Raw genomic sequence first — 23,656 nt, 5'->3', positions numbered from 1 at the left:
GGCACTCCTCACTTTCACGAATAATTAACGTTTATTTCTCCTTCAAACACAACCCCTTTGTTACCATCGATACTGATATAATCGCCCGCGTTCAGTTCCCGGCCTGCCAGATGGCAGCTTTTATCCGCTTCATTGCACACCAGGTTTTCACATCCCACCACACAGGTCTTTCCTAAGTTGTATGCCACCACAGCGGCATGGGAGGTGAGCCCTCCCTTGGCGGTCAACAGTCCGTCTGCGGCATCAATTTCCAGAATATCATCCGGCACGGTGTCGTTTCGCAGCAGAATCAGGTGTGCATCCGGGTCCTGGCGCCGGAACGCATCGATTTCCTTCAAAGTAAACACGATGCGGCCGCTCATGGCCCCCCCGGACACCCCGGTGCCCTGGCCCAGAAACGCGGCTTTGAGCCGGTCATCGTCCGCTGTAAACGCAGGCAGTTTTTTCCGGTCCCCCAAAGAAAGATCCCGGGCCTGGAGGATATACAGATCTTCAGGCTCCGGTCCTTCAAAGGTGAATTCAATCTCCTGGGGATTCCACCTGCGTTTATAAATCAGCATCTGAATGGTGTTTTTCAACTGATCATACACCCGGGGGAACGCTTTTTCCAGGCTGATACGGGTGTCCCGGCGTTCCAGTTCCCGCTGCATTTCCGATATGGGCAAAGTGCTCACCAGACCGGCCACCACATCCTCGCCCTGGTTGCCGATGGTAAAATCCCCCCACAGCCGGATGGCATCTCCGGGCAGTTTCGGACTGTGGCTGAAAGCCACCCCGGATCCGGACTGCCGGGACCGGTTTCCGAACACCATGGCCTGGACCGTGACGGCGGTGCCCCAGTCATCGGAAATCCCCATGATCCGGCGGTAATCAATGGCCCGCTTGGAATTCCAGGAAGAAAATACTTTGTGAATGGCCAGAAAAAGCTGGTCCACAGGGGATTCCACCAGGGTGATTCCTTTGAGCAGCAATTGATTTTTGTAGGCCATGGCCACAGCCTTCATCTGAGGGCCGGTGAAATGGCGCTTGAAATCGATGCCTGCCTGTTTTTTATGGACCGCAATGATCTGATCGAATTCATCCCGGTGAATGCCGAACGTCATGCCGTACTGCTGAAGAAACCGGCGAAAACTGTCCCAGGCAAACCAGGGATTGCCGGTTTTCTGGGCAATGGCATCGGCAATCTCTTCATTGATCCCCACATTCAGAAAAGAATCCATCATGCCGGGCTGGGAAATAGACGCCCCGGAACGTACCGACAAAAGCAGCGGTCTTTCAGGGTCCCCCAGCACCTGTCCGGTCTGCTGCTCTAAACGGGACATCATATGGACCACCCGCTGTTTGAAATTGACCGATGCCGGCGTGTAGGTATCGATGAGATTCAGACACCGGAACACTTCCGTGGTGATGATGAACCCTTCGGGCACCTGGACCCCGATCTTTTTAAGACGCATCAGGTTCCACCCTTTGTTTCCCAGAAAAATGATGTTCTGGTTTGCCACCTGCTCATCACTGATGGAGGTCACGGCGCACTTGGGGTCATAATTAAGCAGCACACTCAATTCATCCTGGGACAGTTTTTCCGACTGCCGGAACAGGGTGTGCAGGATCCGGTTTAAAAAAACATCCAGCTGCTGAAGCCCTAAAGACGTGGCAATACGATCCCGGAAAAAAATATCTGCGGCCCGCTGATCCAGTTTTCTGGCGGTTTTTTTATCCAGTTTCCCCTGTTCCGGAATAAATCCGGGCAGATATTTTTTTTGAATCTGTTCTTTGCCGATGCGGGCTTCAATCTGAACCAGATTGGCCGAATGAATGGTGTGAAAATAATCGTTGATAATATCTGCCACAGCCCGCACAAATCCTTTGAAAATATCCAGATACTGGGTAAAGGAACATGTGGTGATGTTCACCGAGTACTTGAGAAACTCCATCTGGATATCCAGCTTGTTGGACACGATACCATCCAGGCTCAATGCGTTGCGAAACAGGGTCAGCACCGAAAAAATCCGCACAAACGTGGGTTTGGTGATCAGCCGCAGATCAATACTGTTGATCAAATCTTCAAACAGGACATTGACAATGCTTTCAACGCGCAGGGTCAAGCCTAAAGCATCAAATTTGGGTTCATTGTAACTGCCGTACATGGACGGGATGTCCACGGCAAAATGGCGCTTGTGATAAATGGCTTCATTGGGTTCATAGGTGTTGTCTGAAACAATCATCTTTTTGAGGTCTGCCATATACTCGAGGAGAAGACCGATTTTGGTTTCCAGATGCGTTTCATCCAGAGCCGCTGCCAGCCGCCGGGGTTCGGGCATATAGTCGGTCTTGAAATTGGCCAGATAGGATTTGATTTCCAGGTGATCCACCCCGTATTTTTCATTGAGCAGCCGGTAAAACCGCAGCATCAGCCGGACCCGCTGCCGGTCCAGATCCGTCACGTCTTCGACCTCGTTTACAATCTGGTCCAGGGCTTCCTGGCGGTACATGAGAAAATCCCGGGGGTGATACAGTTTTTTGGTTTCCAGATACTGCATGATTTTACCGGGGCCATCCACAAACCGGCCGGAAGACCGGATCTCATCATAAATGGAAGGCGGCACAAAAGGTTCCAGCGGGGTCTTGTCCTTTGTTTTCCAGAAAATCATGACCTGCTGAATAAACGCCACAATCCGGCTGGAACTTTCCACATGGCACTGCTTGCGCAGAAAATGAATCAGCCGGTCCCGGCGGTGGCAGGCTTCATCCAGATCCGTGGAGATATCCCGCAGCTGACCTTCGGCCCCGATTTCATTGAAAAACGCCGGCAGCAGACGGGCCAGCTGCTTGACCAGATTGTACACCCCTTCGATGTCCGCGTTGAGAAACCGGGTGATATCCCGGGGAAACAGATCCGTGTCCTTGATGAACACCCCGCCGATGGACAGATAGATAATCAAAGCGGACAGCAGGCGCTTGGATTTTTTGGGCTGCTGTCCGATCAGACTTAAAAACACCCGGATATTTTTCACATGGGCGGTATTCCCCTTGATCTGCCAGTCCTCTCCCGTGCCCTGGATCATGGGAAACTGGAATCCGTGGTTCACCACCCGGTCAATGAAATGGTTGATGAGCTCCACATCACCGGTTTTATAGACGGCTTCGCCGATTTTGTAGATACAGTCCAACAGGGTCTCGGGATACCGTCCCTTGTGCTCTCTGAACAGCGAAAACGTCTGGTTGACAATGGGGATATTTTTCTTGAAATCATCATCCCCGATAAGCCGGGTCAATGTCTGGTTGATCTCATGAAGACAATCCTTGTGTATCATGAACAGTCCGGGCACATGGATGGCGTAAAACAAAAAAGTCAGTTTGAGGTGACGGCCATAGGTGTCATCACTGCAATGGATAACGATCTGCCGGCTCACCGTCTTGAACCGGTTCACAAACTCCCGGAACCCTGTGAACCGGATGAGTTCCCGGGTCAGTTCAATGGAATCTGCATCCCGACGGCGACACAGATCTGCCAGCTGACGATGCCAGGCAGTGACACGCCCGTGGGAAATCTGATCAAACACATCTTCGAGTTCGGGATTGAGCCGCCATTCATCAATATTCTCCTGCATCCATGTCACGGGGTCATCCTGATTCAGCCAATAAGAAAACGAGGTGCTGTAGAACCGGACCAGGAGCCGGTTGAGCCGGCCAAAGAAACGGGTCCCGGTTTTAAAAATGTCATATGTTTCCACTTGATCCAGAAGCTGACGCGTCAGTTTATCCGGCGGGTAATAGGTGTGCACAAAATAAAAAAACGCCGGATCATCATATCCGGAAATCCGATTGAGTTTATCTTCCAGCACCGGAAGAAAATCCATCAGCCGGTCCCCGGATTCTTTGATCATATGCAAAAAAAACAGCATCAGATTGTCTGAAGATGATGTTCGGACCGACTTGTCAATGCTTTGTTCAAATGCGGACAGAAAAATATCCGAATACAGGTTCAGGGCGGCGATCCCTTTTTCATGGGATCGATACAGGTAAAAATAATGAAGGGAAAAATGCCGGGCTTCACTGACAATAAACGTCCAGTTCCGATAGGGATGGGAAAGCTCTTTGAGAAAAATTTCCAACCGGTTCAAAATGCCGACATATCCGTCAAAAATATCGAGAAGTACCCGGTATCTCTCATGGACAGAGACTTCCACCCGGGTGTCGGAAAGATTTGCCTCAAGCGCTTTTGATTTCACAGAACAACCTCGATGATAAAGCCCCATGCCATTGTTGAATATACTGTCCCCCTATATCAGGCCGATCCGGTTTTTTCAACTCAAGATTTGGCTGGGTTGAAACCATTAGGTTGATTTGTGGCAAAATTTCTTATATGATTTGTGGATCATAAGTATAGACAGCTCAAAACCCGGACAGTTTTCCAGTATCAATTAAACAGATTATTATTAATTTAAGGAGTCGTTTTGATGAATGATGCATCGCAATTTACGTTGTACAGCGGCGGTCACCGGGGTGCGGAAGCCGAGTTCGGCCGGCTGGCGGAACAATATGGAATCAAGGAGATCAATTTTTCTTTTGAAGGGCATAAACCCGAAAGGCAGAACGGGATCCGGGTTCTGACCGCCGATGAACTGAAAAAAGGAGATGTCAGTATGGACATCGTATCCACCCGCATGGGTCGGTCCTTTTCAAAAGTCGACAAAATCCGCAAAGTCATCCAGTCCATTTTTCATATGGTCAACAATGGATACCAGATATTTGTCGTGGGATGGATTCTGCCGGACAATACCGTCAAAGGGGGCACGGGCTGGGGTGTGGAGCTGGGAAAACTGTTCAACCGGCCCCTGTTTGTCTATGAACAGGATCGCAAAGGATGGTTCTCCTGGGTAGACAATGGCTGGCACAAGGTGACGCCGGTGATCACCCATAAAAATTTTGCCGGCACGGGCACACGAAACCTGACCGAAGATGCCAAAACCGCTCTGGCAGACCTGTTTGAACGATCTTTCACTTAAAACTGATTTTGTATTTCAAAGGCCACGGATGTTTACTGTCAATGATTTGATCGACATTGCCGTCAGAATGGAAAAAAACGGTGAGGCCCGGTATCTGGCGGCAAAAAAACAGGTAAAAGAAAAAAAACTTCAATCATTTTTGCAATGGATGGCCGATGAAGAAGCCGATCATTGCCAGTGGTTTGAAAACAAAAAACATCACTGGGTGCCTGAAACTCACCAGACCGATCTGGAAACCATGCTCCCGGATGTCATCAAAGAGATGATGGGCGACAAAGCCCTGTCCCTGGATGATGTGAATTTTTCCCAAGTCGGGTCGGCCCGGGCTTTGCTTGAAATCTTTGTATCATTTGAAAATGATACCATTTTGTTTTATGAATGTCTTCAGACGTTTATTCAGGAACCCGATGTGTTGGCCGGGCTGGAAAAAATCGTTGCCCAAGAAAAAAAGCATGTGGCTGAAATACAAAAAATGATCCAGGCCCTGGCTGATGAAGAAACAAGATGAAGGGCCGGATCCCACGGACTTTTGACAACTGGATGCGGATGGGATTTGTTGTTTCAGTGCTGTCATTCAGTTCCTGAAAATGTCAGACGGCTCCTGGCTCCGTATCCAGTATCCGGCGCACCACCCGTGCCAGATCCCCCAACTGCACCGGCTTCATTAAAAATGCTTCAAACCCTTTTTTTTGTGCAACATTTTCAGACATCTGTGCACTGAAGCCGGTACACATGATCATGGGAATATCTGAACGTATTGCTCTCATTGCCAGACACATTTCATCTCCGTCCATTTCCGGCATGGACATGTCCGTGATCACCAGATCATATTCATCCGGGTGGGCTTTGAATTTTCTGATCGCTTCCAGACTGCTTGTTTCAATGGTCACATGATATCCTAAGGAATTCAATCCTCTTTTGGTGACATCCAGCAGCATGATGTCATCATCCACCACCAGAATATGTTCCGTGCCCCGGGGCAGCTTTTGCGGATTTTTCTTTTCTACTGCCGGTTGTCCCCCCTGTTGGGCCACTGGAAAAAACACCCGGAAAATTGAACCTTCACCCGGGGTGGTTTGAACCTGAATATCCCCGCCATGTTTTTTGACGATACCATGCACGACCGACAACCCCATGCCCGTCCCCTGTCCTTTCGGTTTTGTGGTGAAAAACGGCTCGAAAATCCGCTCCATCACATGGGAAGGCATGCCGTTGCCGGTGTCTGCCACCTCTAGTTTAAGATATGAACCAGAAGGAAGCACTGTCTGGTTTTTTTCACAAGGCGAAAGAAGGGTCACGGGTTCGAGTTTCACCGTCAAAACCCCGTTTTGTTTTTCTTTCATCGCCTGGGCTGCGTTGGTACACAGGTTCATGACCACCTGATGGATCTGGGTGGCATCTCCCATGATGGTGGAAGAACAGGAAAGGTCCTCAACCATGCGGATGGTTTTGGGAAATGATGCCTGAAGCAGCTTCAATGCTTCTTTGACGATGATATTCACCTGAACCGGGCGGGGCTTTGCCACCTCGACCTGGCGGCTGAATGCCAAAATCTGATGGATCAGATCCCTGGCCCGTTCGGATGCCGCCAGAATCTTGGTCAAATTGGCGTAGGGTCTGGACAGCTTGTCACTGTCCATTCTGGCCAGTTCAGTATATCCCATGATGGCGCTTAAAATATTGTTGAAATCATGGGCAATCCCCCCTGCCAGGGTGCCGATGGCCTGAAGCCGGGCAGATTCCGCCATCTTCTGCTCAATCATCTTTTCTCTTTCCAGCCGGTTTTTCATGGAATTGAACAACATGGCGTTTTCAATGGCAATGGCGGCATGATGGGAAAACACGCTCAAAATCAATGCATCGTCTTCCGTAAAAAAAGAGTTGTCTTTTTTGTTCATCACTTCCAGGACCCCGATGAGCTTGCGCTTGGATTTCATGGGGACACACAGAAGCGACCGGGTTTCCATACCGGTCATATCGTCGATCCGGGGATAGAACCGGGCATCTTTCCGGGTATCCGGCACCAGCAGATAGGTCTGCTTTTCCGCGACCCATCCGGCCACCCCCGCACCGGGCGGAATGCGGACATCTTTAAGATGTTCGGCATTGGGGCCGGTGGGAACACTGAACACCAGTTCACCGGTTTTTTCATCCAAAAGCATCAGAGTGGATGCCACGGCATCAGTGACGATGTTGGCATATTTCATGATCAGGTTCAGCACCTCTTCCAGATCGATGGTGGAGTTGATGACAAACCCCACCTGCAGGGCTTTGGCCAGTTTTTCACTGCTCAGGCGGCTCAGGTTTTCAATCTGCTGGTTTTGTGTCTTCAACGCCGGGATCAGCTGATCTTCAGTGACATAGCCTTTTTCCATAAGAATCTGACCCAGTTTGGGCGGCGGTGAAACATTTTTTTTCCGGCTGCCGGAAACCAGTTCCGTCCGATCCATTTCCAATTGAAAAGTATCTTCAAAAAAATGCTGCTGGGTCTGAAGTGCCTCGTCCAGCTGAACCTGAGTAATGGTTCCCATACCCACCAGAAGATCCCCCAGAAGATGAGAGTGAATATTCACGCTGTTATCCTTTTTATGCCGCGGGTTTGTGAACCGTGAGTTGAGGAAAAGGAATTTCCCAGTCATTGGCGGTACAGGCATCCGTGCACCAGCGCTGGATAGCCCGGGAAATCCGGTTGTACAGCGGGGCCATCTTGCCGTCAAAGTCCGCAATCACCACCAGATCCAGGGAGGACGATCCCGCCTGTGCGAATTCAACTCTCAAATTGAGCAGTGAATCTTCATATTCTTCCGCAACCAGCCGTTCCCGGAGATAGGTGTCCAGAACTTCCAGGACCCGGCCGGTGGCAATGGACTGAAGATTATAGGAAATACCGAACCCGATCTTGATCCTGAAATTCACGGACAGATTCAAGGGATTCATCCCCAGAAAATCCGAGGTCTGGTAGACCTTTTTGGCGCCTCCCCGCAACACCAGCTCCACCATTTCATGGGACAGGCTGGTGACACACCCTCTGGTGCCGTCCGACAGAATCACCCAGTCATTTTTCCGGCAGGGAAACCAGGGTTCATGCTTCTGAAACGGCCGGGAGATCAGATCCATGAGTTCCTCGATGGGCAGGCGCAGGGTCTGCCCAATATCCGGGTTTTCCAGCACAGAGAAAAAATTGATTTTTTTCACCAGCCAGGGCACGCCCTGATACACCAGCCGTTCCCCTTCCCGAACGGCACCGATATTCAGAATCAGCCGGCTCTGGTGCACAAACCGGGGCAGGGTGTTTTTAACGGTCCAGGCAAGACCCAGAAGGAAAATGATGGCCAGAGACAAAAGCACCCAGTCCTCGAACAGATAGAACACCAGAATCACGGCCAGTAACGCAGACAGAACGCTGACGACCCGATACAACAGATCCATGGCCCGGAGATGAAACGGCCGGTACACGGACTGATATCCAGGTATCCGTTTGATCAGAAACAGATAGGCCACTCTCAGCAAGAGTACGATCCCGATGCAGGCAATCAATGCAACAAACAAAAACAGGCCCCGGGTTTTGAAAAACTGCTTGATGGAATTCTGAGACGTTTCAAGGATGGATTTTTCTTCCGATTCCATTTCCATCAGCTGCATCTGAGTGATTTCCAGGCGGCTGAGAAGCTGCCTTTCCTGTCCTTTCCATTCAGGGACCAGTTTTTCCAGTCGCTCTTTCAACCGGGCATCTTCCGTTCTGGCAATCAACGCCATCAGGTTTTCATTGGCCTGATGGGCAACCGGTTTCAATTCCTGGTATCTGGACAGCTCTTCTTTAAGATCCGCTTTCTGCCGGGCTTTCTGGGTTGCCTGCTTGAGTTCCATGATCCCGGGTTTGATCAGGGAGACCAGTTCATCTTTCCAGTTAAACGGCGCTTCTTTTTTTTCAGTAAACAGGCTGATATCCACCCCGGTCGCAATCCGTTCAAAATCCTGTCTGGAAGACGAAAGCATTTTATCCAGTCTCTCCAGCTCTGCTGCCAGATTGTTTTTTTCCGTTTCTGATGTACTTTCTTCAATGGCCTGTTGTTTTTCAACGATCCGCTGTTCCAGGTGTTTATTGTGTTCGAGAATGCTGTCGAGCATGCTCAATGTGCCGGGGTCAAATGTCATTAAATTTTCATCCAACACCTGAACATCCTGCCCTTCTGCCGGAAAAACCAACAGATTCAGGCCTGCCATCAGAAAAAATATCGTCACCCACATCCGAAGCTTCACCATTTCACTCCCTTGTCTGTCTTTGTCTGTTTTATTACCATAGCATGAAAAATTCACAGAGAACAGGCCCTTATGAAACATTTTATGTCTGCTTTTTCATCGTACCTTGACAGGGGAAAAACTTCCGAATATAGTCAAGCACAAATTTCACTCAAACAAGGATATCTTCAATTGGGACTACTTGACAGGGGAAGCCTTATTTACAACCGGATTGTCTTGATGGCGGGAGATATTCTGGTCGCCCTGATTATTCTGTTGACGGCTGTCAATTATACCCTGAATTTATCCACCATACCTTTATGGGCGGGTTTGTTCATCCCTGTGGTTCTTTTTTTTTCTTTCCTGTGCGAGGTGTATCAGCCGGACAAGTGGATATTCCGGGACCGGTTGATCCGGTCGTTTGTCGCTGTGTTTCTGTCTTTTCTGCTTTTGGCGTTAGTTCCCCGGAATCCGGACACCAGCCTCTGGCATCTGTCCGGAACCATGCTGATGTTTTTTCTATTGCAGAACATCTGGCAGAGCCTGCTTCACAAATCCAATGATGCCCATTTTTTCGCTGAAAAAATTCTGGTCATCGGTACGGGGACCACGGCGGAAACCGTTGAAGCGCTGATTCAGAAGTCGTCTGGAAAATATGTTTTGACCGGATTCATCCAGACAACCACGGACCCTGTTTCTGTGGATGCTTCAAAAATTTTGGGATCATTTGACGATATTGTCACCCTATCCCGGCAAACCCGCACCAACATGATTGTCATCGCCCTGACGGAAAGACGGGGCAATCTGGAGACAGACAAGCTGGTGTCCTGCAAACTGATGGGAATCAAAATCGTGGATTATCCGTCCTTTTATGAACGGGTCACCGGTAAGATCCCGGTGGAGCATATCACTCCCGGCTGGCTGGTTCAAAGCCGGGGGTTTCTCATCACACCTTTTATCCGGTTGTTGAAAAAAATGCTGGACCTGGTTTTTGCTTCCATCCTCCTGATCCTTTCCTTGCCGATTTTTCCCATGATCGCGCTGGCCATCAAACTGGACTCTCCCGGCCCGATTTTTTATTTTCAGAAACGGGTGGGACTCTACGGCAAATTGTTCACCATTTACAAGTTCCGATCCATGCATGTGCCGCCGGACGACGTGTCCAGTGCGGCCTGGGCCAGTGAAAACGATCCCCGGATCACCCGGATCGGAAAACTGATCCGCCGGACCCGCCTCGACGAACTGCCCCAGCTGATCAATGTGCTCAAAGGAGATATGAGTTTTATCGGTCCCCGGCCGGAACAACCGGAATTTGTGGCACAAATCAGTCGTGTGGCCCCGTATTACCCCCAGCGCCATGCGATCAAACCCGGTATCACGGGCTGGGCTCAGGTCATGTATCCCTATGGGGCTTCCATTGGTGATGCCGTGGAAAAACTTCGGTATGACCTGTATTACATCAACAACCTGTCTTTGTTCCTTGAGCTTTATATTCTTTTTGAAACCATAAAAATTTTATTATTCAGAAGGGGTGGCAGATGACCATGATGAACAAACGACCCAGACATATCAACCGAAGCCAGCGCCTGTTCATCGAGCTGGGAACCCCGTTGCTTCTGGAAGCAAAAACACCGGAGCGTTCGGCCACCAGCCAGCTCATCGGTATGCAGGTCGGCAGTTATCTCATTGTCCAGTTGACGGAAAACAACTGGATGCAAACCCGGCTGGCGTCCGGGGAAATGCTTTCGGCCAGATATGTATTGTCTGATGATGTGTTCGAGTTCAAAACGCAAGTCATCCGGATTATTGAAGATCCGGATTATCTCTTGTTCCTGGATTACCCGGACGTGGTGGAATCCTGTAATATCCGCTCGGAAAAACGGGTGGAATGCTTTTTACCTGTCAGAATGACCCTGGATACCTTTTGTCTGAAAGGCATCATTGTCAACATAAACCCAAACGGATGCCTCTGCATGGTGGACAGCGACCCTTTTCCAGATCCCTGTACTTTTGAATATCTAAATCTGAGCCTGCCTTACGGCCAGTCTGAAACGCTTACCATCAAAGCCGACATTCGTTCCATCCGGAAAAAAGGGACCCAGACCTCCATCGGCTTGATGTTTGAAAACCTGGATGGATTCTCAAAAAACGTGTTATCCGCTCTGGTGCCGGCTTTGAAGATCTGATATCAGGGCATCCACCCGGTCATGGATCTCTTCTGCCAACGATGCAATCGACGTATCTTTCTGTGCTTGATCAATATCCCAGAACTGTGTTTTTACCCCTTGCACCGGCACTGTCGCTGTATCCGATGTCATGCAGATCACCTGAGAAGGTGACCGTTCCTTGAATTCTTCAGCCATCAAATCGTTCAGTGCACGGGGCTGCCGATACTTGATATCCACGCCCTGATCCGCCAGAAACCCGCGCGTGGCACCATGGATTTCCCCGGCGGGATCGATGCCGGCCGACAGGACCCGGATGCTTCCTTGAGCCGCCATCTTGGCATACGCGGCTGCGATCTGGCTGCGGCAGGCATCTTTTTCAGAGACAAACACCAGGGAAGGTTTGTTCAGCTCGGCATCCATGACCCGGTCCACGGCCTGCCCGATATCCTGGTCCACGCCGGGAACAGATGCCACAGCCCCGGCTGCTTCCACTTTTTTGTATGTCAACGATTCAGCAAACCGGGCGGATATCGCATCAAAAAAATAATGGGCCGTCAGGTTCACGCCGTCAAATAACTTTTTGCCGCCGGAAGCACCCACGGCCAAAAGTACCCCCTGGCGGGATCCGGCATCCGGGTCTGCCAGCCGCATTTTGTATCTGCGGCCCCAGAACATCTGACACCGATCAATGAGAATCTTTGCCTGGGCCGACACATTATAGAAAAACACCGGTGACGTCAGCACCACCACATCCGCTTTTCGGATCAGACCATAAATCCGGGGTTCCATGTCATCTTTGATGGGGCAGAATCCTTTTTTTTCGCACACCACCAGTTCCCTGCACGGCTGGATACCCAGCCCGTCCATGTGGATCACCTGGGTTCGGGCCCCTTTGTTTTCACATTCTGCCAGAAATCGATTCAACAGATAGACGGAGTTTCCTTTTTTTCGGGGGCTTCCCTGCAGTCCCAGGACAAACATGGTCATCTTCTCCTTCATATAAGGTCATTTTGTTCAAAATGACGGTTTTTCATAACGGATGTCAAGCAAATCCTTAAAGATCTGTCACTGAGTTTCCAAATTCTGCATCAAAACACCTGAAAACCATTGTGCAGGGCTTTTTAAGGTTACTTCTTGAAAAAACAGGGCAACCCTTCTATGCTGAACCCGACAGACCCGAACAATAGCCTTAATCCTTGACCATGGAGGTGCCATGAAATTTGTCGTTATCGGCGGAGATGCCGCAGGCATGAGTGCAGCCAGCCGGGCCAGGCGGCTGTACCCGGACCTTGAGATCACTGTGCTGGAACAAGGGCATGACGTGTCTTACAGCGCGTGCAGTATGCCCTATAACATTGCCGATCCAGATACCCCCATGGATGACCTGGTGGTCCGGACTGCCAAGGAATTCATTGAAAAACACCACATCCATCTGCTCACAGGCCATGAAATCACCGCCATTCATCCGGACAAAAAACAGGTGACCGGCCGTACCCTGAAAAAAGATCCGGTGGCTTTTGACTACGACAAGCTGCTCATCGCCACGGGCGCGGTTCCCACACTGCCGGATCTGCCCGGCAAAGACCGGCTCATGCCGTTGAAACAGCTGGAACACGGCCGGCGCATCAAGGACGTGATCCGAAAAAACAAGGTCAAAAAAGCCGTGATTCTGGGGATGGGGTACATTGCCCTGGAAATGTGCGAAGCCCTTACCGAACTGGGCATCCACGTGACCATGGTCAAACCCGGCCCCCGTCTTTTGCCCTGGCTGCCCGAAAAAATGGCACAGATCATTCAAACACATCTGATTGAAAAACAGATCACCCTTCATATGGGAACACACATCCAGCGCATTGAACCGGCGGGCACAGGGAGCACCATTGTGTGTGACAACATGAATCTGGATGCGGACCTGGCCATTGGTGCCACGGGCGTGGCTCCGTGCAGCGGCCTGGCAAAAGATGCGGGTCTGACCTTAGGGGTATCAAATGCCATCCAGGTGGACCCGTATTTGCGCACTTCGAATCCGGATATTTTTGCCGCCGGCGACTGCGGGGATGCCCTGCATGTAGTCACGGGCCAACCGGTCTGGATTCCTCTGGCCCTGCGGGCCAACCGGGCCGGCTGGGCCGTGGCGGACAACCTGTTTAAAGACAGCAACGCCCTTCAGGGTGTGGCCGGCACGGCTGTATTTAAAGTGTTTGACCTGGCCGTGGCCCGAACCGGTCTCACCTTTTCCGAAGCCAAAAAAGCCGGGTTCGATCCTGTGGAAAACCAGATCACCAGCCTGTCCCGGGCCAGATGGCAGCCGGGTGCAGCCAAAATTCATGTGAACATGGTGGGAGACCGCCGGTCCGGACGGCTTTTAGGGGCTCAGATCACAGGAACCGACGGGGTGGCCCATCGGATCAATGCCGTGGCTGTGGCCCTGCACGCCAACATGTCCGTGGCGGATTTCATCCAGACGGATCTGGCTTATGCCCCGCCGTTCAGCCCCACCTGGGACCCGATGCTGACTGCAGCGATCCAGCTGGGAAAAAAATTATAACTTCTGCCGGGCTGCGGCAATGCCCTCTGCCTCATTTACCCGGGCCAGCAGCAGCCCGCCGACGGCAAAAAAAAGCACCACCACGGCAACCCCGGCCCGCTGGGAGTCAAACATCTGGGTCAGCACCCCTAAAAACAGCGGCCCCATAAAGGCGGTGAGTTTGCCGGAAAAGGCAAAAAAACCGAAAAACTGATTTTCCTTGTCTTTGGGCACCAGCCGGCCCAGAAGTGACCGGCTGGCGCTCTGGTTGGGACCGGCAAAAAAGCCCACCAGAACGACTGAAACCCAGAACCAGGTTTTATCCGGGGACATTGCCGCCATGAGCGCGGCCACAGCCAGCACCCCGTTGCTCACCTGAATGGTGGTTTTTCCCCCCAGCCGGTCATCAAAAATGCCCATGACCAGGGCCCCGATCCCGGCCGCCACATTAAGCACAATCCCGAATATCATGATCTGGTGAAAACTGAACCCGAACGTGCCGGCCGCATAGATACCACCAAAGGCAAACAGGGTGACCAGCCCGTCATTGTAGATCATCCGGGCCACCAGGAGGCGGACAATCTGCCGGTACCGGCGGATATCTTTGAGGGTGTGCTTCACATCCGACATGGCCGTGTGAATGATGCGGACCCGGCCCGACCGCACCGGAGGATGTGTTTTGGGCACCCACACAAACAGCGGGATGGAAAACATGGCAAACCACGCAGCCACCAGCAGACAGGTGGCCCGGATATGGGCCCCGGTTTCAATGGAAACGCCGAACCAGGGCACAGCCGGGCTGATGAACCCTGAAAGGGCCACCACCATGGCGGCCAGGCCTCCCATATATCCCACGCCCCAGCCCACACCGGATATCCGGCCGATATTTTTCGATGTGGCGATATCCGGCAGATAGGCATTGTAAAACACATTGGCAAACTCAAACGCGATATTGGAGAGAACAAACCAGAAAAGGGCCGGATAGATCTGACCGGGCACAATCCAGTAAAGCGCGGCTGTGCCGGCCACAGTAACCGCAGTGGATGCGAACAAAAGCTGTTTGCGCAACCCGCCCTGGTCTGCCAGGGCCCCCAGGATGGGGGAGAAAAATGCCACACAAAGGGCGGTCAGGGTCACGCCCCTGGACCAGAGGGCCGTGCCTGTCACCGGGTCCGGTGCAATGGTGGATACAAAATAGGTGCTGTAGACAAACGTCACCACCAGGGTGGTGTAGGCGGAATTGGCAAAATCAAACATCACCCAGCTCAACACCGTGCGTTTATCTGCCGGTGATGCGATCATGCAACGGACAGATCCTTTCCTTCCAGTGCCAGCAGCTGCTGTTTCACATCCAGTCCGCCGCCGAACCCGGTCAGACTGCCGTCTTTTCCGATCACCCGGTGGCAGGGAATAATGATGGGAATCGGATTTTTCGCATTGGCCATGCCCACGGCCCGGGCTGCTTTGGGATTTCCGATCCGCCGGGCCAGCTCTCCATAGGAGATGGTGGTTCCGTATGGCACTTTGGCCAGGGTTTGCCACACCCGGCGCTGAAACGGCGTGCCGCCCAGGGAATAATCCAGGGAAAACCGGGTCAGGGTTTTGCTGAAATACCGGTCCAGCTGAAACAACACATCAGAAAACGGCTGTGTCTCATGGATCCAGTCCGAGGCCGGTACCATCGCTGATTTTCCTTTGGGAAAATGGATGAATTCCAGTTTTTGTTCGCCGCCCACCAGCAGTCGGCCCACCGGAGAATCATAATAACAAAAAAACATGGCTGCTCCTTTTGCGTGATCCCTTGAAATTCATTCCTGACCTTTATCAGAGAATGCTTTGGAAAGAAACGGGTATTTTTTAAATTTTGGATTTGAATAACATCCGCGTTATCCGTATAATCAATCCATGGAAATTGAACTGGTTGAAATCCGGGATCACCTGTTTTCCCACCCCCCGTTCCGAAACCTGCCCCGGCATGTGGTGGATGACCTGGTGCCGCACATCGAGGTGTCTTACTATCAGGCCGGCACCATGATCCTGGAAAAAGGACAGGACAACCATTATCTGTTTTTTATCCGAAGCGGGGCCGTGGAAATTCTGCGAAGCTCCGGCGAACTGTACATTCAGATGGGAGAAGGGGAATGTTTCGGCCAGTTTTCGCTTTTAAGAAAAAAAAAGGTCCGGTATCCGGCCCGGGCCATTGAAGACTCTTTGCTGTATAAAATCCCGGATGCCCCGTTCCAGGAACTGGCTGACACCTATGACCGGTTTGCCGACTTTATGGAGGAAGAGCACAGTGTCCGGCTGAAAAATGCCCTGGGCCGGGCCGGACAGACCAGCGGCAATCCATTGATGATTGCTAAAATTCACAAACTGATTCCCCGGAAAATCATCACTGCCTCGCCGGACATTTCCATTCAGCAGGCCGCCGTGATTATGACACAGAACCGGGTGTCTTCCCTGGTTCTGGTGCCGGACAATCCGGAACAGGACCCGTCTCCGGTCACGGGACTGATCACGGACCGGGATCTGCGCAAACGGGCCATTGTCCCGGGCCTGCCCTTCTCCGCCCCGGTGCGGCAAGTTATGTCCACGGACGTCATCACGCTTCAGGCCGAAGCCTATGCATTTGAAGCCATGCTCACCATGATGCGTCACAATCTTCATCATCTGCCCGTACTGGATGGAAACCGGCCGATAGGCGTGATCACGGTGGCGGATCTGGTCAGATATGAATCCCATGGATCCGTTTATCTGGTGGGAGATATTTTCCGGCAGAAAGATGTGGACGGGCTGGCAGACATGGCCCCGAAAATCCGCCAGCTGTTCATTCAGCTGGTGAACGAGGATGCCAGTTCACACACCATCAGCGCCATCGTTTCCCGGATGGGAATCAGCATTTCCCAGCGCCTGCTCCAGCTGGGGGAAAAAAAACTGGGCCCGCCGCCTGTGCCATATTGCCTTCTGGCCTTAGGCTCCATGGCCAGAGACGAAATGACTCTGGTCACGGATCAGGACAATGCTTTTGTTATGGATGACACCTTTGATCCCAAAGTGCATGATCCCTATTTCAAGTCACTGGCCCGGTTTTTAAGTGACGGCTTGAACCAATGCGGGTACCCCTATTGCACGGGAGATATCATGGCCACCCATTCCCGGTGGCGGCAGCCCTTATCGGTCTGGAAAACTTACTTTTCCGACTGGATCGATCACCCGGATCCGGAAGCCCTGCTCCATGCCTCCATTTTTTTTGATCTGGAAGGCATTTTCGGCGAAACCGGCCTGGCCGGTCAACTCAAGCAGCTGCTTCTGGAAAAAGCACCGAACAGTCCGCGGTTTCTGGCCTGCCTGGCCCGGAACGCCCTGCTCAGAAAACCGCCTTTGGGGTTTTTCCGCAAATTTGTTCTGGAACATGACGGCAAACACCATAAAACCTTTAATCTCAAGCGCAGAGGGTCTGCCCCCATCAGTGATCTGGCCCGGGTTCATGCCCTGGCCTGCGGGGCCGTGCCCATCAACACCCGGGAAAGGCTGCTCCGGGTCAAGGAGACCTCTCTTCTGGCGGAAGGGGTGGGCGATGACCTGCTGGATGCCCTGGAACTGATCTGCATGGTCCGTATCCGCCACCAGGCACGCCAGGCGGAATCCGGGGCTGCCGTGGACAACAATGTCATCCCGGAAAGCCTGTCATCCTTTGAACGCAACCACCTCAAAGACGCGTTTCAGATCGTGTCCCAGGCCCAGTCGTTTCTCAGATACCGGTACAATGTGTCCCCTGCCATGCAGACCCGTGTGCGGACCGGGCAGAAATGATCCGGCCCAAATCACCGGGAAAACCGTTTCTAGTTGACTGGCCGTCCCGGTTTCGTATTCTGGAAAAACAGGCAAAAGATCCGGCGGTCAAAGCATTTTATCAGGCCGGCAGTGTGCCGGGTGACACACCGCTGAAGCACGTGCCTTTTCTGGCTTTAGACCTGGAAACCACGGGCTTGAATCCGCAAACCGATGCCATCATCAGTGTCGGATTCATCCCGTTGTATCATGACCGCATTCTATGCAGCGGCGCCCGGCACTGGGTGGTCCGGTCCGATCAGCACCGTCCGGACATTCAGACCGTCATTCACGGCATCACCCATTCCCGCATGGATGCCTGTCCCCGGTTTAACACCATTTTACCCCTGCTGCTCAAGGCCATGGCCGGCCGGGTCATTGTGGCCCACTACAGCCGGATTGAACAAGGGTTTTTACGCAAGGCGATTGCAGATCTGACCGGTGATGATCTTGAATTTCCCATCGTGGATACCATGGAAATTGAATCTAGAAAACACCCGGTTTTCCGGCCCAATCTGTTCCAGCGCTGGATGGGAGAAAAAAACAGCCCTTCCCTGCGCCTGGCCCATGCCAGGGAGCGATACAACCTGCCTCCCTACCGCCCCCATCATGCCCTGACCGATGCCCTGGCTGCAGCGGAACTGTTTTTAGCCCAGACAAATGACCAATTCGCTGTGGACACACCGATCTCAGTTTTGCTGTACCCATCATCCGTGAAAACATAATGCCTTGACAAATATAAGCCCCGATTTTAGGATATTCTCATATTTTGAACAAACTGTTTAAAACAGGTCCTTTTTTTCAATACAAATAAAACCAGGCTGAACCCTTCATGACTTTATCCTGCACCATTATTTTTGATCCGTTCGGCCGGCGGGTCTCAGTACCGGCCGGCACCACACTGTTTCAAGCCGCTCTTTCCAAGGGCATACTGCTCAGATCCGATTGCGGCGAAAAAGGCACCTGCGGCAAATGCCGGGTGATCGTCGATCATCCGGACCATCTGTCCCCCCGGACCGAACAGGAGCAGAAGCTGTTGAAAAAAAGAGGGCCGGATCACCGCCTGGCCTGCCAGGCCCGCGTCCTCAAAGGACCCCTCCGGGTAACGGTCCCGGAAAATCTGGTTCTGGGAGATGAGGTGTTCGGAAAAACAGGCATCCAGGGAAACTTCAGCATCGATCCGTCGGTGCGGCGGTTTCCTTTGACAGCAGACCAGATCAAAGCGATTGATGACACGACCGTTCTCAGCCGGGAAGAAAAAATCCGCCGGGCCGTGGAAGCCCGATTTTCACAAACAATTGATTTTAAAGACCTCTTACCACTGACCCAACTGGCCGATCCTTATGTGTACACCCATGACCTCACCGTGGTGGTTCAGGAAAACAACCATGTCACAGCCATCCAACCGGGCCTGCATCCCAAAGGGATCGGGATCGCTTTTGATATCGGCACCACCACCATTGCCGCATACATGTGCGACCTGGCGGCCGGCACGATTCTTTCGGCCAAAGCCATGGTCAATCCCCAGCGCAGGTATGGGGAAGATGTCATTTCCCGGATATCTGCGGTCAATGACAATCCAGAGGCGTTGGCCGCCCAGCAGCGTCTGGCAGCCGGCGCCATGAACCATCTGATGGACTCCTGCCTGGAAGAGACCGGGCAAAGCCGGGACACCATCGACCGGATCACCGTGGTGGGAAACACCACCATGCAGCATCTGTTTGCCGGACTCAATCCCCATACCTTAGGGACCGCGCCTTATCTGCCGGTTTTTCAGGATTCCCTTGTACCGACCTGCAAAGATCTGGGACTTCATGCCGCAGAGAACGTACCCGTGTTCATTTTCCCGGTGATCTCCGGATTTCTGGGGGGAGATATTCTGGCGGCCTGCCTGGGCGATTTGTCCCATACCAGAGAAAAAACCTCTTTGATCATCGACATCGGCACCAATGGCGAACTCATGCTCTGTACCGGCGACCAAATATGGGCCACCAGCTGTGCCACCGGCCCGGCCCTGGAAGGGGCTCAGATATCCAGCGGCATGAGAGCCGCCACCGGAGCGGTCAGCCGCGTCTGGGTAGACAACGGTGCCATCATCCATGAAACCATTAATCAAGCCCCGGCCATCGGCATCTGCGGCACGGGCGTGATCGATATTCTGGCGGCCATGCGTAAAACCGGGACCATCCGGGAAGACGGAAAATTTGATCCGGACAAACCCGGCGTCACCGCGGATGACAACGGGACCGGCCGGGCATTCACCCTGCCGGGCACGGATGTCCGGTTTGTTCTCAAAGACGTGCGCCAGGTCCAGCTGGCCAAGGCCGCGCTGTCCGTGGGGATACAGCTGATGCTGGAAAAAGCCGAAGTCACCCGGGTGGACAGAACCATTCTCACCGGGGCGTTCGGTGCCAAATTCGACTGGGAAAATGCCAGAGACATCGGCATGCTGCCGCCGATTATCTGTGAAAATGAAATGATTGCCGCAGAAAACCTGGCCGGTACCGGTGCGGTCATGGCCCTGCTGAACAAAACCTATGAAACGGAAGTTCGAACCATGGCCCGACAGGTGACGTTTATCGATCTGGCGTCAGAACCCGGGTTTGTTGAACGGTTTTCTGCCGCCACCCGGTTTCCGTCCCTGGATTGATTACAGGGACAGTGGTTCAGATATATTATGAGTGAAAACGTTTTTTATTTTATCCTGGTACAGACCTCCGCCATTGTGTCCGGGATTCTGGTTCTGGGTTCCCTGGGACACATGGTTTACCAGCGCAGAGAGCCCCCCAGTATGATTGCCTGGCTTCTGGCCATTATTCTGCTGCCTTATCTGGCGGTGCCGCTTTATTTTATTCTCAGGAGCCGGAAACTGACGCGACGGGAAAAAACCGCCCTCAAGCTGGCAAAAAGAGGGGAGATCCCGGATCATGAAGCCACCCGCATCGATATGGTGCTGCGGAACAACGGCATTGCCGGCGCCACCTTCGGGAACCGGTTTTTTTTCTATACCGACGGGGTCAAAGCATATAACATGCTCATGGATCAGATAGCATCCGCCCGACACACCATTCTCATCTCCACCTATGTGTTACGGTCTGACACCGTGGGAAAAAACGTGCTGTCCGCCCTGACCCGGAAAGCATCCGACGGTGTGCAGGTGAAGCTGCTCATCGACTGTATCGGATCTTTGCCTCTTTACCTGTATCAGTGGCCGCTGCGAAATCTAAAAAAAGCCGGGGGCCAGGTAGCATTTTACATGCCGTTGCTGGCCCGGCCGTTCCAGAACTACATCAATCTGAGAAACCACCGCAAAGTTTTCATCTTTGACGACCACACCATTCTGTCCGGTGGCATGAACATTTCAATAGAATATATGGGTCCGTCCCCGTGTGAAAGGCGGTGGGATGACATTCTGTTTTTCCTGCAGGGACCGGCTGTGTTTCACTACCGGGAAATTTTCACTGAAGACTGGAATCATACGGCCGGAGAAGACCTGGCAATGCCCGATTTCATGCCGGTCCCCATAGGCGATGCCACTATCCAGGTGGTGCCATCGGGCCCGGATATCCAGAGTGATGCCCTGTATGAAGCCCTTCTGTTTGCCGTTTTTTCCGCCCAGGAAAGAATCTGGATCGTGACCCCGTATTTTGTACCGGACAAAAGCCTGATGCAGGCTCTTGTCATTGCCAGTCACCGGGGTGTGGATGTCAAACTCATCACACCGGCCGCATCCAACCACCTGGTCGCCGACCTGAGCCGGTCCAGTTTCATGCGGGACCTGAACGCCCGGGGTGTGGATGTCTGCCTCTATCAGAAAGGCATGATCCACGCCAAAGCCATCCTTTATGATCGTCGAGGCGTGATCATGGGATCGGCCAATTTTGATCAGCGCAGTCTGTTTTTGAACTATGAAGTGGTAAGTTTTGCCTATTCCAGACCCATTATTGACCAATGTGAAGATTGGATGACACAGCTGCTGGCCGACTGCACCTCTCATCTGCCCCCGCCCGGCAGATGGCGCCGGCTCAGCGAAAACCTGATGAGTGTATTTGCGCCGCTGCTGTAACCGGCTGGAACTTTAGCGATATGTTTAAACCAGATATCCCATTATTGCGATCCCCATTAATTCTGGAAAACAAAATCATTCCCTGTGATTTCGGTATCCTGTGCTGGAATGTTCGCAAAGAAAACCTGAAACCCGAGTTTGACACCATGATCAAAAACTGGGTCCGGCAGTTTGACATGGATATTCTTCTGTTCCAGGAAGCCGTGTTTTCGGACACACTGTTTTCCGTGGCCGGGCTGTCCTATGCGGCAGCCGCCAATATCAGAATACGGGAACGCCACTTCGGGGTTCTGACCGCTGCCACAGCCGATATTCACACCAAAACCGATGTCATGTCCCTGGCCAGGGAGACCCTGCTCGCCACCCGGAAAAACATTCTCATGACCCGGTACTGGCTGGGCACCGGGGATCTGCTGCTGGTGGTCAATGTGCATGCCGTCAATTTCACCTCCCGGGCCTGGTATGAATGGGAATTTTCCCGGTTGCTCAAAACGTTGCAGCACCATTCCGGCCCCATGATTCTGGCCGGAGACTTCAACTGCTGGAACCGATCCAGGCTTGAGTTTATCACGGGTCTGACCCGGAAACTGGGCCTGCAACAGGGCCGGCCAAAACGGCCCCATCTGGTGAAACAGGTGTTCGGGTTTAAACTGGACCGCATCTATTTCCGCCAATTGACCCTGAACCACATGGATGCCATGGAAAACCGCCTGTTTTCAGACCACAACCCTTTGCTGGCAAGATTTTCCTGTATCCTTCCCAAATGAGCAACATTTTGATTGTGTTGTTAAAATTTGTCTGATATTTCTTTACCGCAGATATCCGGACCAGCAAAGTATCTGCTTTATTTTCAACAAGAGGTGACGGCCCCTTCAGGAGAGTGACAATGAACATTATGGAAAAAATTAAAAAACACGGCCTGCTGTTTGACGGTGCCATGGGATCGATCCTCATTTCCAAGGGCCTGGCCGGAAACGAGGCGGCAGAAACCTGGAATATCCAACACCCGGATATCATCCGGCAGATTCATACGGATTATCTTGCTGCCGGGGCTGATGTGGTCAGTGCCAACACCTATGGAGCATCGTTGCTCAAGCTTGAAAAAACAGGCATGTCTAAAGATTTTGAAAGGCTCAACCGTGAGGGGGTCCGGCTGGCTAAAACCGCGGGCCATTCAGATCATTATGTGGCTGCGGATTTCGGTGCGATGGGTGACATGCTCGCCCCTGCCGGCCCGGTTTCATTTGAAACAGCAAAAGACTGTTTTGTCCGCCAGGCAGAGATCCTGGAAGATGAGGGGGTTGACCTGTTTCTTGTGGAAACCGTTTTCGATCTCAATGCCGGACTTTGTGCGGTTCAGGCCATCCAGTCCGTTTCAAGCAAACCCGTTTTCTGTTCTTTGACTTTCAAGGAAACCCCGAAAGGGTTTTACACCCTTTTTGGAAATGCACCGGAACACAGCATGAACGTTCTGGCGGATCACGGTGTTTCTGCGGTGGGGGCCAACTGTTCTCTGGGCAGCGATGCCATGGTGCGGCTGGCGGATCAGATTCGTCAATCCGTGGATATCCCGGTGATCATTCAACCCAATGCCGGAATGCCGCAAATCACACCGGACAACCACACGGTTTATCCTGAAAACGATGACCTGTTTGCCGCCAACATGAAAAAAATCCGGGATCTGGGGGTGGAAATCATCGGCGGATGCTGCGGCACAACACCGGAAACCATCCGGAAAATCTGCGCTTTGCTTTGAACCGCTTGCCATAGAAAGCAAGGCAGCCGGATATCCGGCACCGGCCGCCCTCCTGATGGA

Annotated in this window: 17 protein-coding genes; 11 read left to right on the top strand and 6 right to left on the bottom strand. The window is 52.3% G+C overall.

Annotated features, from left to right (window positions below; genetic code table 11):
• Positions 1-14 precede the first annotated feature (14 nt).
• A complete protein-coding gene (locus tag K365_RS0124935; RefSeq protein WP_024336794.1) occupies positions 15-4,232 on the bottom strand; it encodes a PEP/pyruvate-binding domain-containing protein in 4,218 nt (1,405 codons plus the stop codon).
• 228 nt (positions 4,233-4,460) lie between these two features.
• Here K365_RS0124935 and K365_RS0124930 point away from each other — a divergent pair, with 228 nt between their 5' ends.
• Positions 4,461-5,009, top strand: coding sequence for a hypothetical protein (locus K365_RS0124930; protein WP_024336793.1), 549 nt, complete (start codon positions 4,461-4,463; stop codon positions 5,007-5,009).
• A gap of 28 nt (positions 5,010-5,037) precedes the next feature.
• A complete protein-coding gene (locus K365_RS0124925) occupies positions 5,038-5,517 on the top strand; it encodes a ferritin family protein (protein WP_024336792.1) in 480 nt (159 codons plus the stop codon).
• A gap of 82 nt (positions 5,518-5,599) precedes the next feature.
• Here K365_RS0124925 and K365_RS27020 read toward each other — a convergent pair whose 3' ends face one another.
• Both K365_RS27020 and K365_RS0124915 read right to left on the bottom strand, forming a co-directional pair.
• Entirely contained in the window at positions 5,600-7,582 is a 1,983-nt protein-coding gene (locus K365_RS27020) for an ATP-binding protein (RefSeq protein ID WP_024336791.1), read from the bottom strand.
• 13 nt (positions 7,583-7,595) lie between these two features.
• Positions 7,596-9,164: a mechanosensitive ion channel family protein gene (locus K365_RS0124915; protein ID WP_245569310.1), complete on the bottom strand. Its 1,569-nt coding sequence runs from the start codon at positions 9,162-9,164 to the stop codon at positions 7,596-7,598.
• Between the two features lie 276 nt (positions 9,165-9,440).
• On the opposite strand from K365_RS0124915, the gene K365_RS0124910 reads away from it, so the two are divergent.
• Together K365_RS0124910 and K365_RS0124905 are read left to right on the top strand one after the other, a co-directional pair.
• Complete coding sequence (locus K365_RS0124910) at positions 9,441-10,790, top strand: TIGR03013 family XrtA/PEP-CTERM system glycosyltransferase (RefSeq protein ID WP_024336789.1); 1,350 nt, start codon at positions 9,441-9,443, stop codon at positions 10,788-10,790.
• Between the two features lie 2 nt (positions 10,791-10,792).
• Complete coding sequence (locus K365_RS0124905; RefSeq protein WP_169433000.1) at positions 10,793-11,434, top strand: flagellar brake protein; 642 nt, start codon at positions 10,793-10,795, stop codon at positions 11,432-11,434.
• Here K365_RS0124905 and K365_RS27015 read toward each other — a convergent pair.
• The gene (locus K365_RS27015) at positions 11,402-12,403 is read right to left on the bottom strand and encodes an NAD(P)H-dependent oxidoreductase (RefSeq protein ID WP_051147961.1); all 1,002 of its coding nucleotides are present in this window, start codon (positions 12,401-12,403) and stop codon (positions 11,402-11,404) included. The genes K365_RS0124905 and K365_RS27015 overlap by 33 nt on opposite strands.
• A 226-nt stretch (positions 12,404-12,629) precedes the next feature.
• On the opposite strand from K365_RS27015, the gene K365_RS0124895 reads away from it, so the two are divergent.
• Positions 12,630-13,964: an FAD-dependent oxidoreductase gene (locus tag K365_RS0124895; RefSeq protein ID WP_024336786.1), complete on the top strand. Its 1,335-nt coding sequence runs from the start codon at positions 12,630-12,632 to the stop codon at positions 13,962-13,964.
• Here K365_RS0124895 and K365_RS0124890 read toward each other — a convergent pair.
• Both K365_RS0124890 and K365_RS0124885 read right to left on the bottom strand, forming a co-directional pair.
• Positions 13,959-15,245: an MFS transporter gene (locus K365_RS0124890; RefSeq protein WP_024336785.1), complete on the bottom strand. Its 1,287-nt coding sequence runs from the start codon at positions 15,243-15,245 to the stop codon at positions 13,959-13,961. The two genes, K365_RS0124895 and K365_RS0124890, sit on opposite strands and share 6 nt — an antisense overlap.
• Positions 15,242-15,721: a methylated-DNA--[protein]-cysteine S-methyltransferase gene (locus tag K365_RS0124885; RefSeq protein ID WP_024336784.1), complete on the bottom strand. Its 480-nt coding sequence runs from the start codon at positions 15,719-15,721 to the stop codon at positions 15,242-15,244. The genes K365_RS0124890 and K365_RS0124885 overlap by 4 nt, the downstream gene beginning before the upstream one ends.
• Before the next feature lie 127 nt (positions 15,722-15,848).
• Between K365_RS0124885 and K365_RS0124880 the strand changes: the two genes are divergently transcribed.
• From K365_RS0124880 to K365_RS0124855, 6 genes are all read left to right on the top strand, one after another.
• On the top strand, positions 15,849-17,756 hold the full coding sequence (locus K365_RS0124880; protein ID WP_024336783.1) for a putative nucleotidyltransferase substrate binding domain-containing protein: 1,908 nt from the start codon (positions 15,849-15,851) through the stop codon (positions 17,754-17,756).
• Positions 17,753-18,499, top strand: a complete 747-nt coding sequence (locus K365_RS0124875) for a 3'-5' exonuclease (RefSeq protein ID WP_024336782.1) — start codon at positions 17,753-17,755, stop codon at positions 18,497-18,499. The genes K365_RS0124880 and K365_RS0124875 overlap by 4 nt, the downstream gene beginning before the upstream one ends.
• A 107-nt stretch (positions 18,500-18,606) precedes the next feature.
• Positions 18,607-20,424 (top strand): ASKHA domain-containing protein, encoded by a 1,818-nt coding sequence (locus tag K365_RS0124870; RefSeq protein WP_024336781.1) that lies wholly within the window; start codon positions 18,607-18,609, stop codon positions 20,422-20,424.
• Positions 20,425-20,451: 27 nt separating this feature from the next.
• Positions 20,452-21,840, top strand: coding sequence for a phospholipase D-like domain-containing protein (locus K365_RS0124865; RefSeq protein WP_024336780.1), 1,389 nt, complete (start codon positions 20,452-20,454; stop codon positions 21,838-21,840).
• 20 nt (positions 21,841-21,860) lie between these two features.
• The gene (locus K365_RS0124860; protein WP_024336779.1) at positions 21,861-22,607 is read left to right on the top strand and encodes an endonuclease/exonuclease/phosphatase family protein; all 747 of its coding nucleotides are present in this window, start codon (positions 21,861-21,863) and stop codon (positions 22,605-22,607) included.
• 119 nt (positions 22,608-22,726) lie between these two features.
• Entirely contained in the window at positions 22,727-23,596 is an 870-nt protein-coding gene (locus K365_RS0124855) for a homocysteine S-methyltransferase family protein (protein WP_024336778.1), read from the top strand.
• Positions 23,597-23,656 lie beyond the last annotated feature (60 nt).

Source organism: Desulfotignum balticum DSM 7044 (assembly GCF_000421285.1).
Lineage (GTDB): Bacteria > Desulfobacterota > Desulfobacteria > Desulfobacterales > Desulfobacteraceae > Desulfotignum > Desulfotignum balticum.
The sequence above is the reverse complement of the archived record's forward strand: the minus strand, read 5'-3'. Positions and strand labels throughout refer to the sequence as shown.

Coding starts and splice junctions, on each gene's coding strand:
- K365_RS0124930 (WP_024336793.1), top strand. CDS start 4,461: ATGAATGATGCATCGCAATTTACGTTGTACAGCGGCGGTCACCGGGGT.
- K365_RS0124925 (WP_024336792.1), top strand. CDS start 5,038: ATGTTTACTGTCAATGATTTGATCGACATTGCCGTCAGAATGGAAAAA.
- K365_RS0124915 (WP_245569310.1), bottom strand. CDS start 9,164: ATGACATTTGACCCCGGCACATTGAGCATGCTCGACAGCATTCTCGAA.
- K365_RS0124905 (WP_169433000.1), top strand. CDS start 10,793: ATGATGAACAAACGACCCAGACATATCAACCGAAGCCAGCGCCTGTTC.
- K365_RS27015 (WP_051147961.1), bottom strand. CDS start 12,403: ATGACCATGTTTGTCCTGGGACTGCAGGGAAGCCCCCGAAAAAAAGGA.
- K365_RS0124895 (WP_024336786.1), top strand. CDS start 12,630: ATGAAATTTGTCGTTATCGGCGGAGATGCCGCAGGCATGAGTGCAGCC.
- K365_RS0124890 (WP_024336785.1), bottom strand. CDS start 15,245: ATGATCGCATCACCGGCAGATAAACGCACGGTGTTGAGCTGGGTGATG.
- K365_RS0124885 (WP_024336784.1), bottom strand. CDS start 15,721: ATGTTTTTTTGTTATTATGATTCTCCGGTGGGCCGACTGCTGGTGGGC.
- K365_RS0124880 (WP_024336783.1), top strand. CDS start 15,849: ATGGAAATTGAACTGGTTGAAATCCGGGATCACCTGTTTTCCCACCCC.
- K365_RS0124875 (WP_024336782.1), top strand. CDS start 17,753: ATGATCCGGCCCAAATCACCGGGAAAACCGTTTCTAGTTGACTGGCCG.
- K365_RS0124870 (WP_024336781.1), top strand. CDS start 18,607: ATGACTTTATCCTGCACCATTATTTTTGATCCGTTCGGCCGGCGGGTC.
- K365_RS0124865 (WP_024336780.1), top strand. CDS start 20,452: ATGAGTGAAAACGTTTTTTATTTTATCCTGGTACAGACCTCCGCCATT.
- K365_RS0124860 (WP_024336779.1), top strand. CDS start 21,861: ATGTTTAAACCAGATATCCCATTATTGCGATCCCCATTAATTCTGGAA.
- K365_RS0124855 (WP_024336778.1), top strand. CDS start 22,727: ATGAACATTATGGAAAAAATTAAAAAACACGGCCTGCTGTTTGACGGT.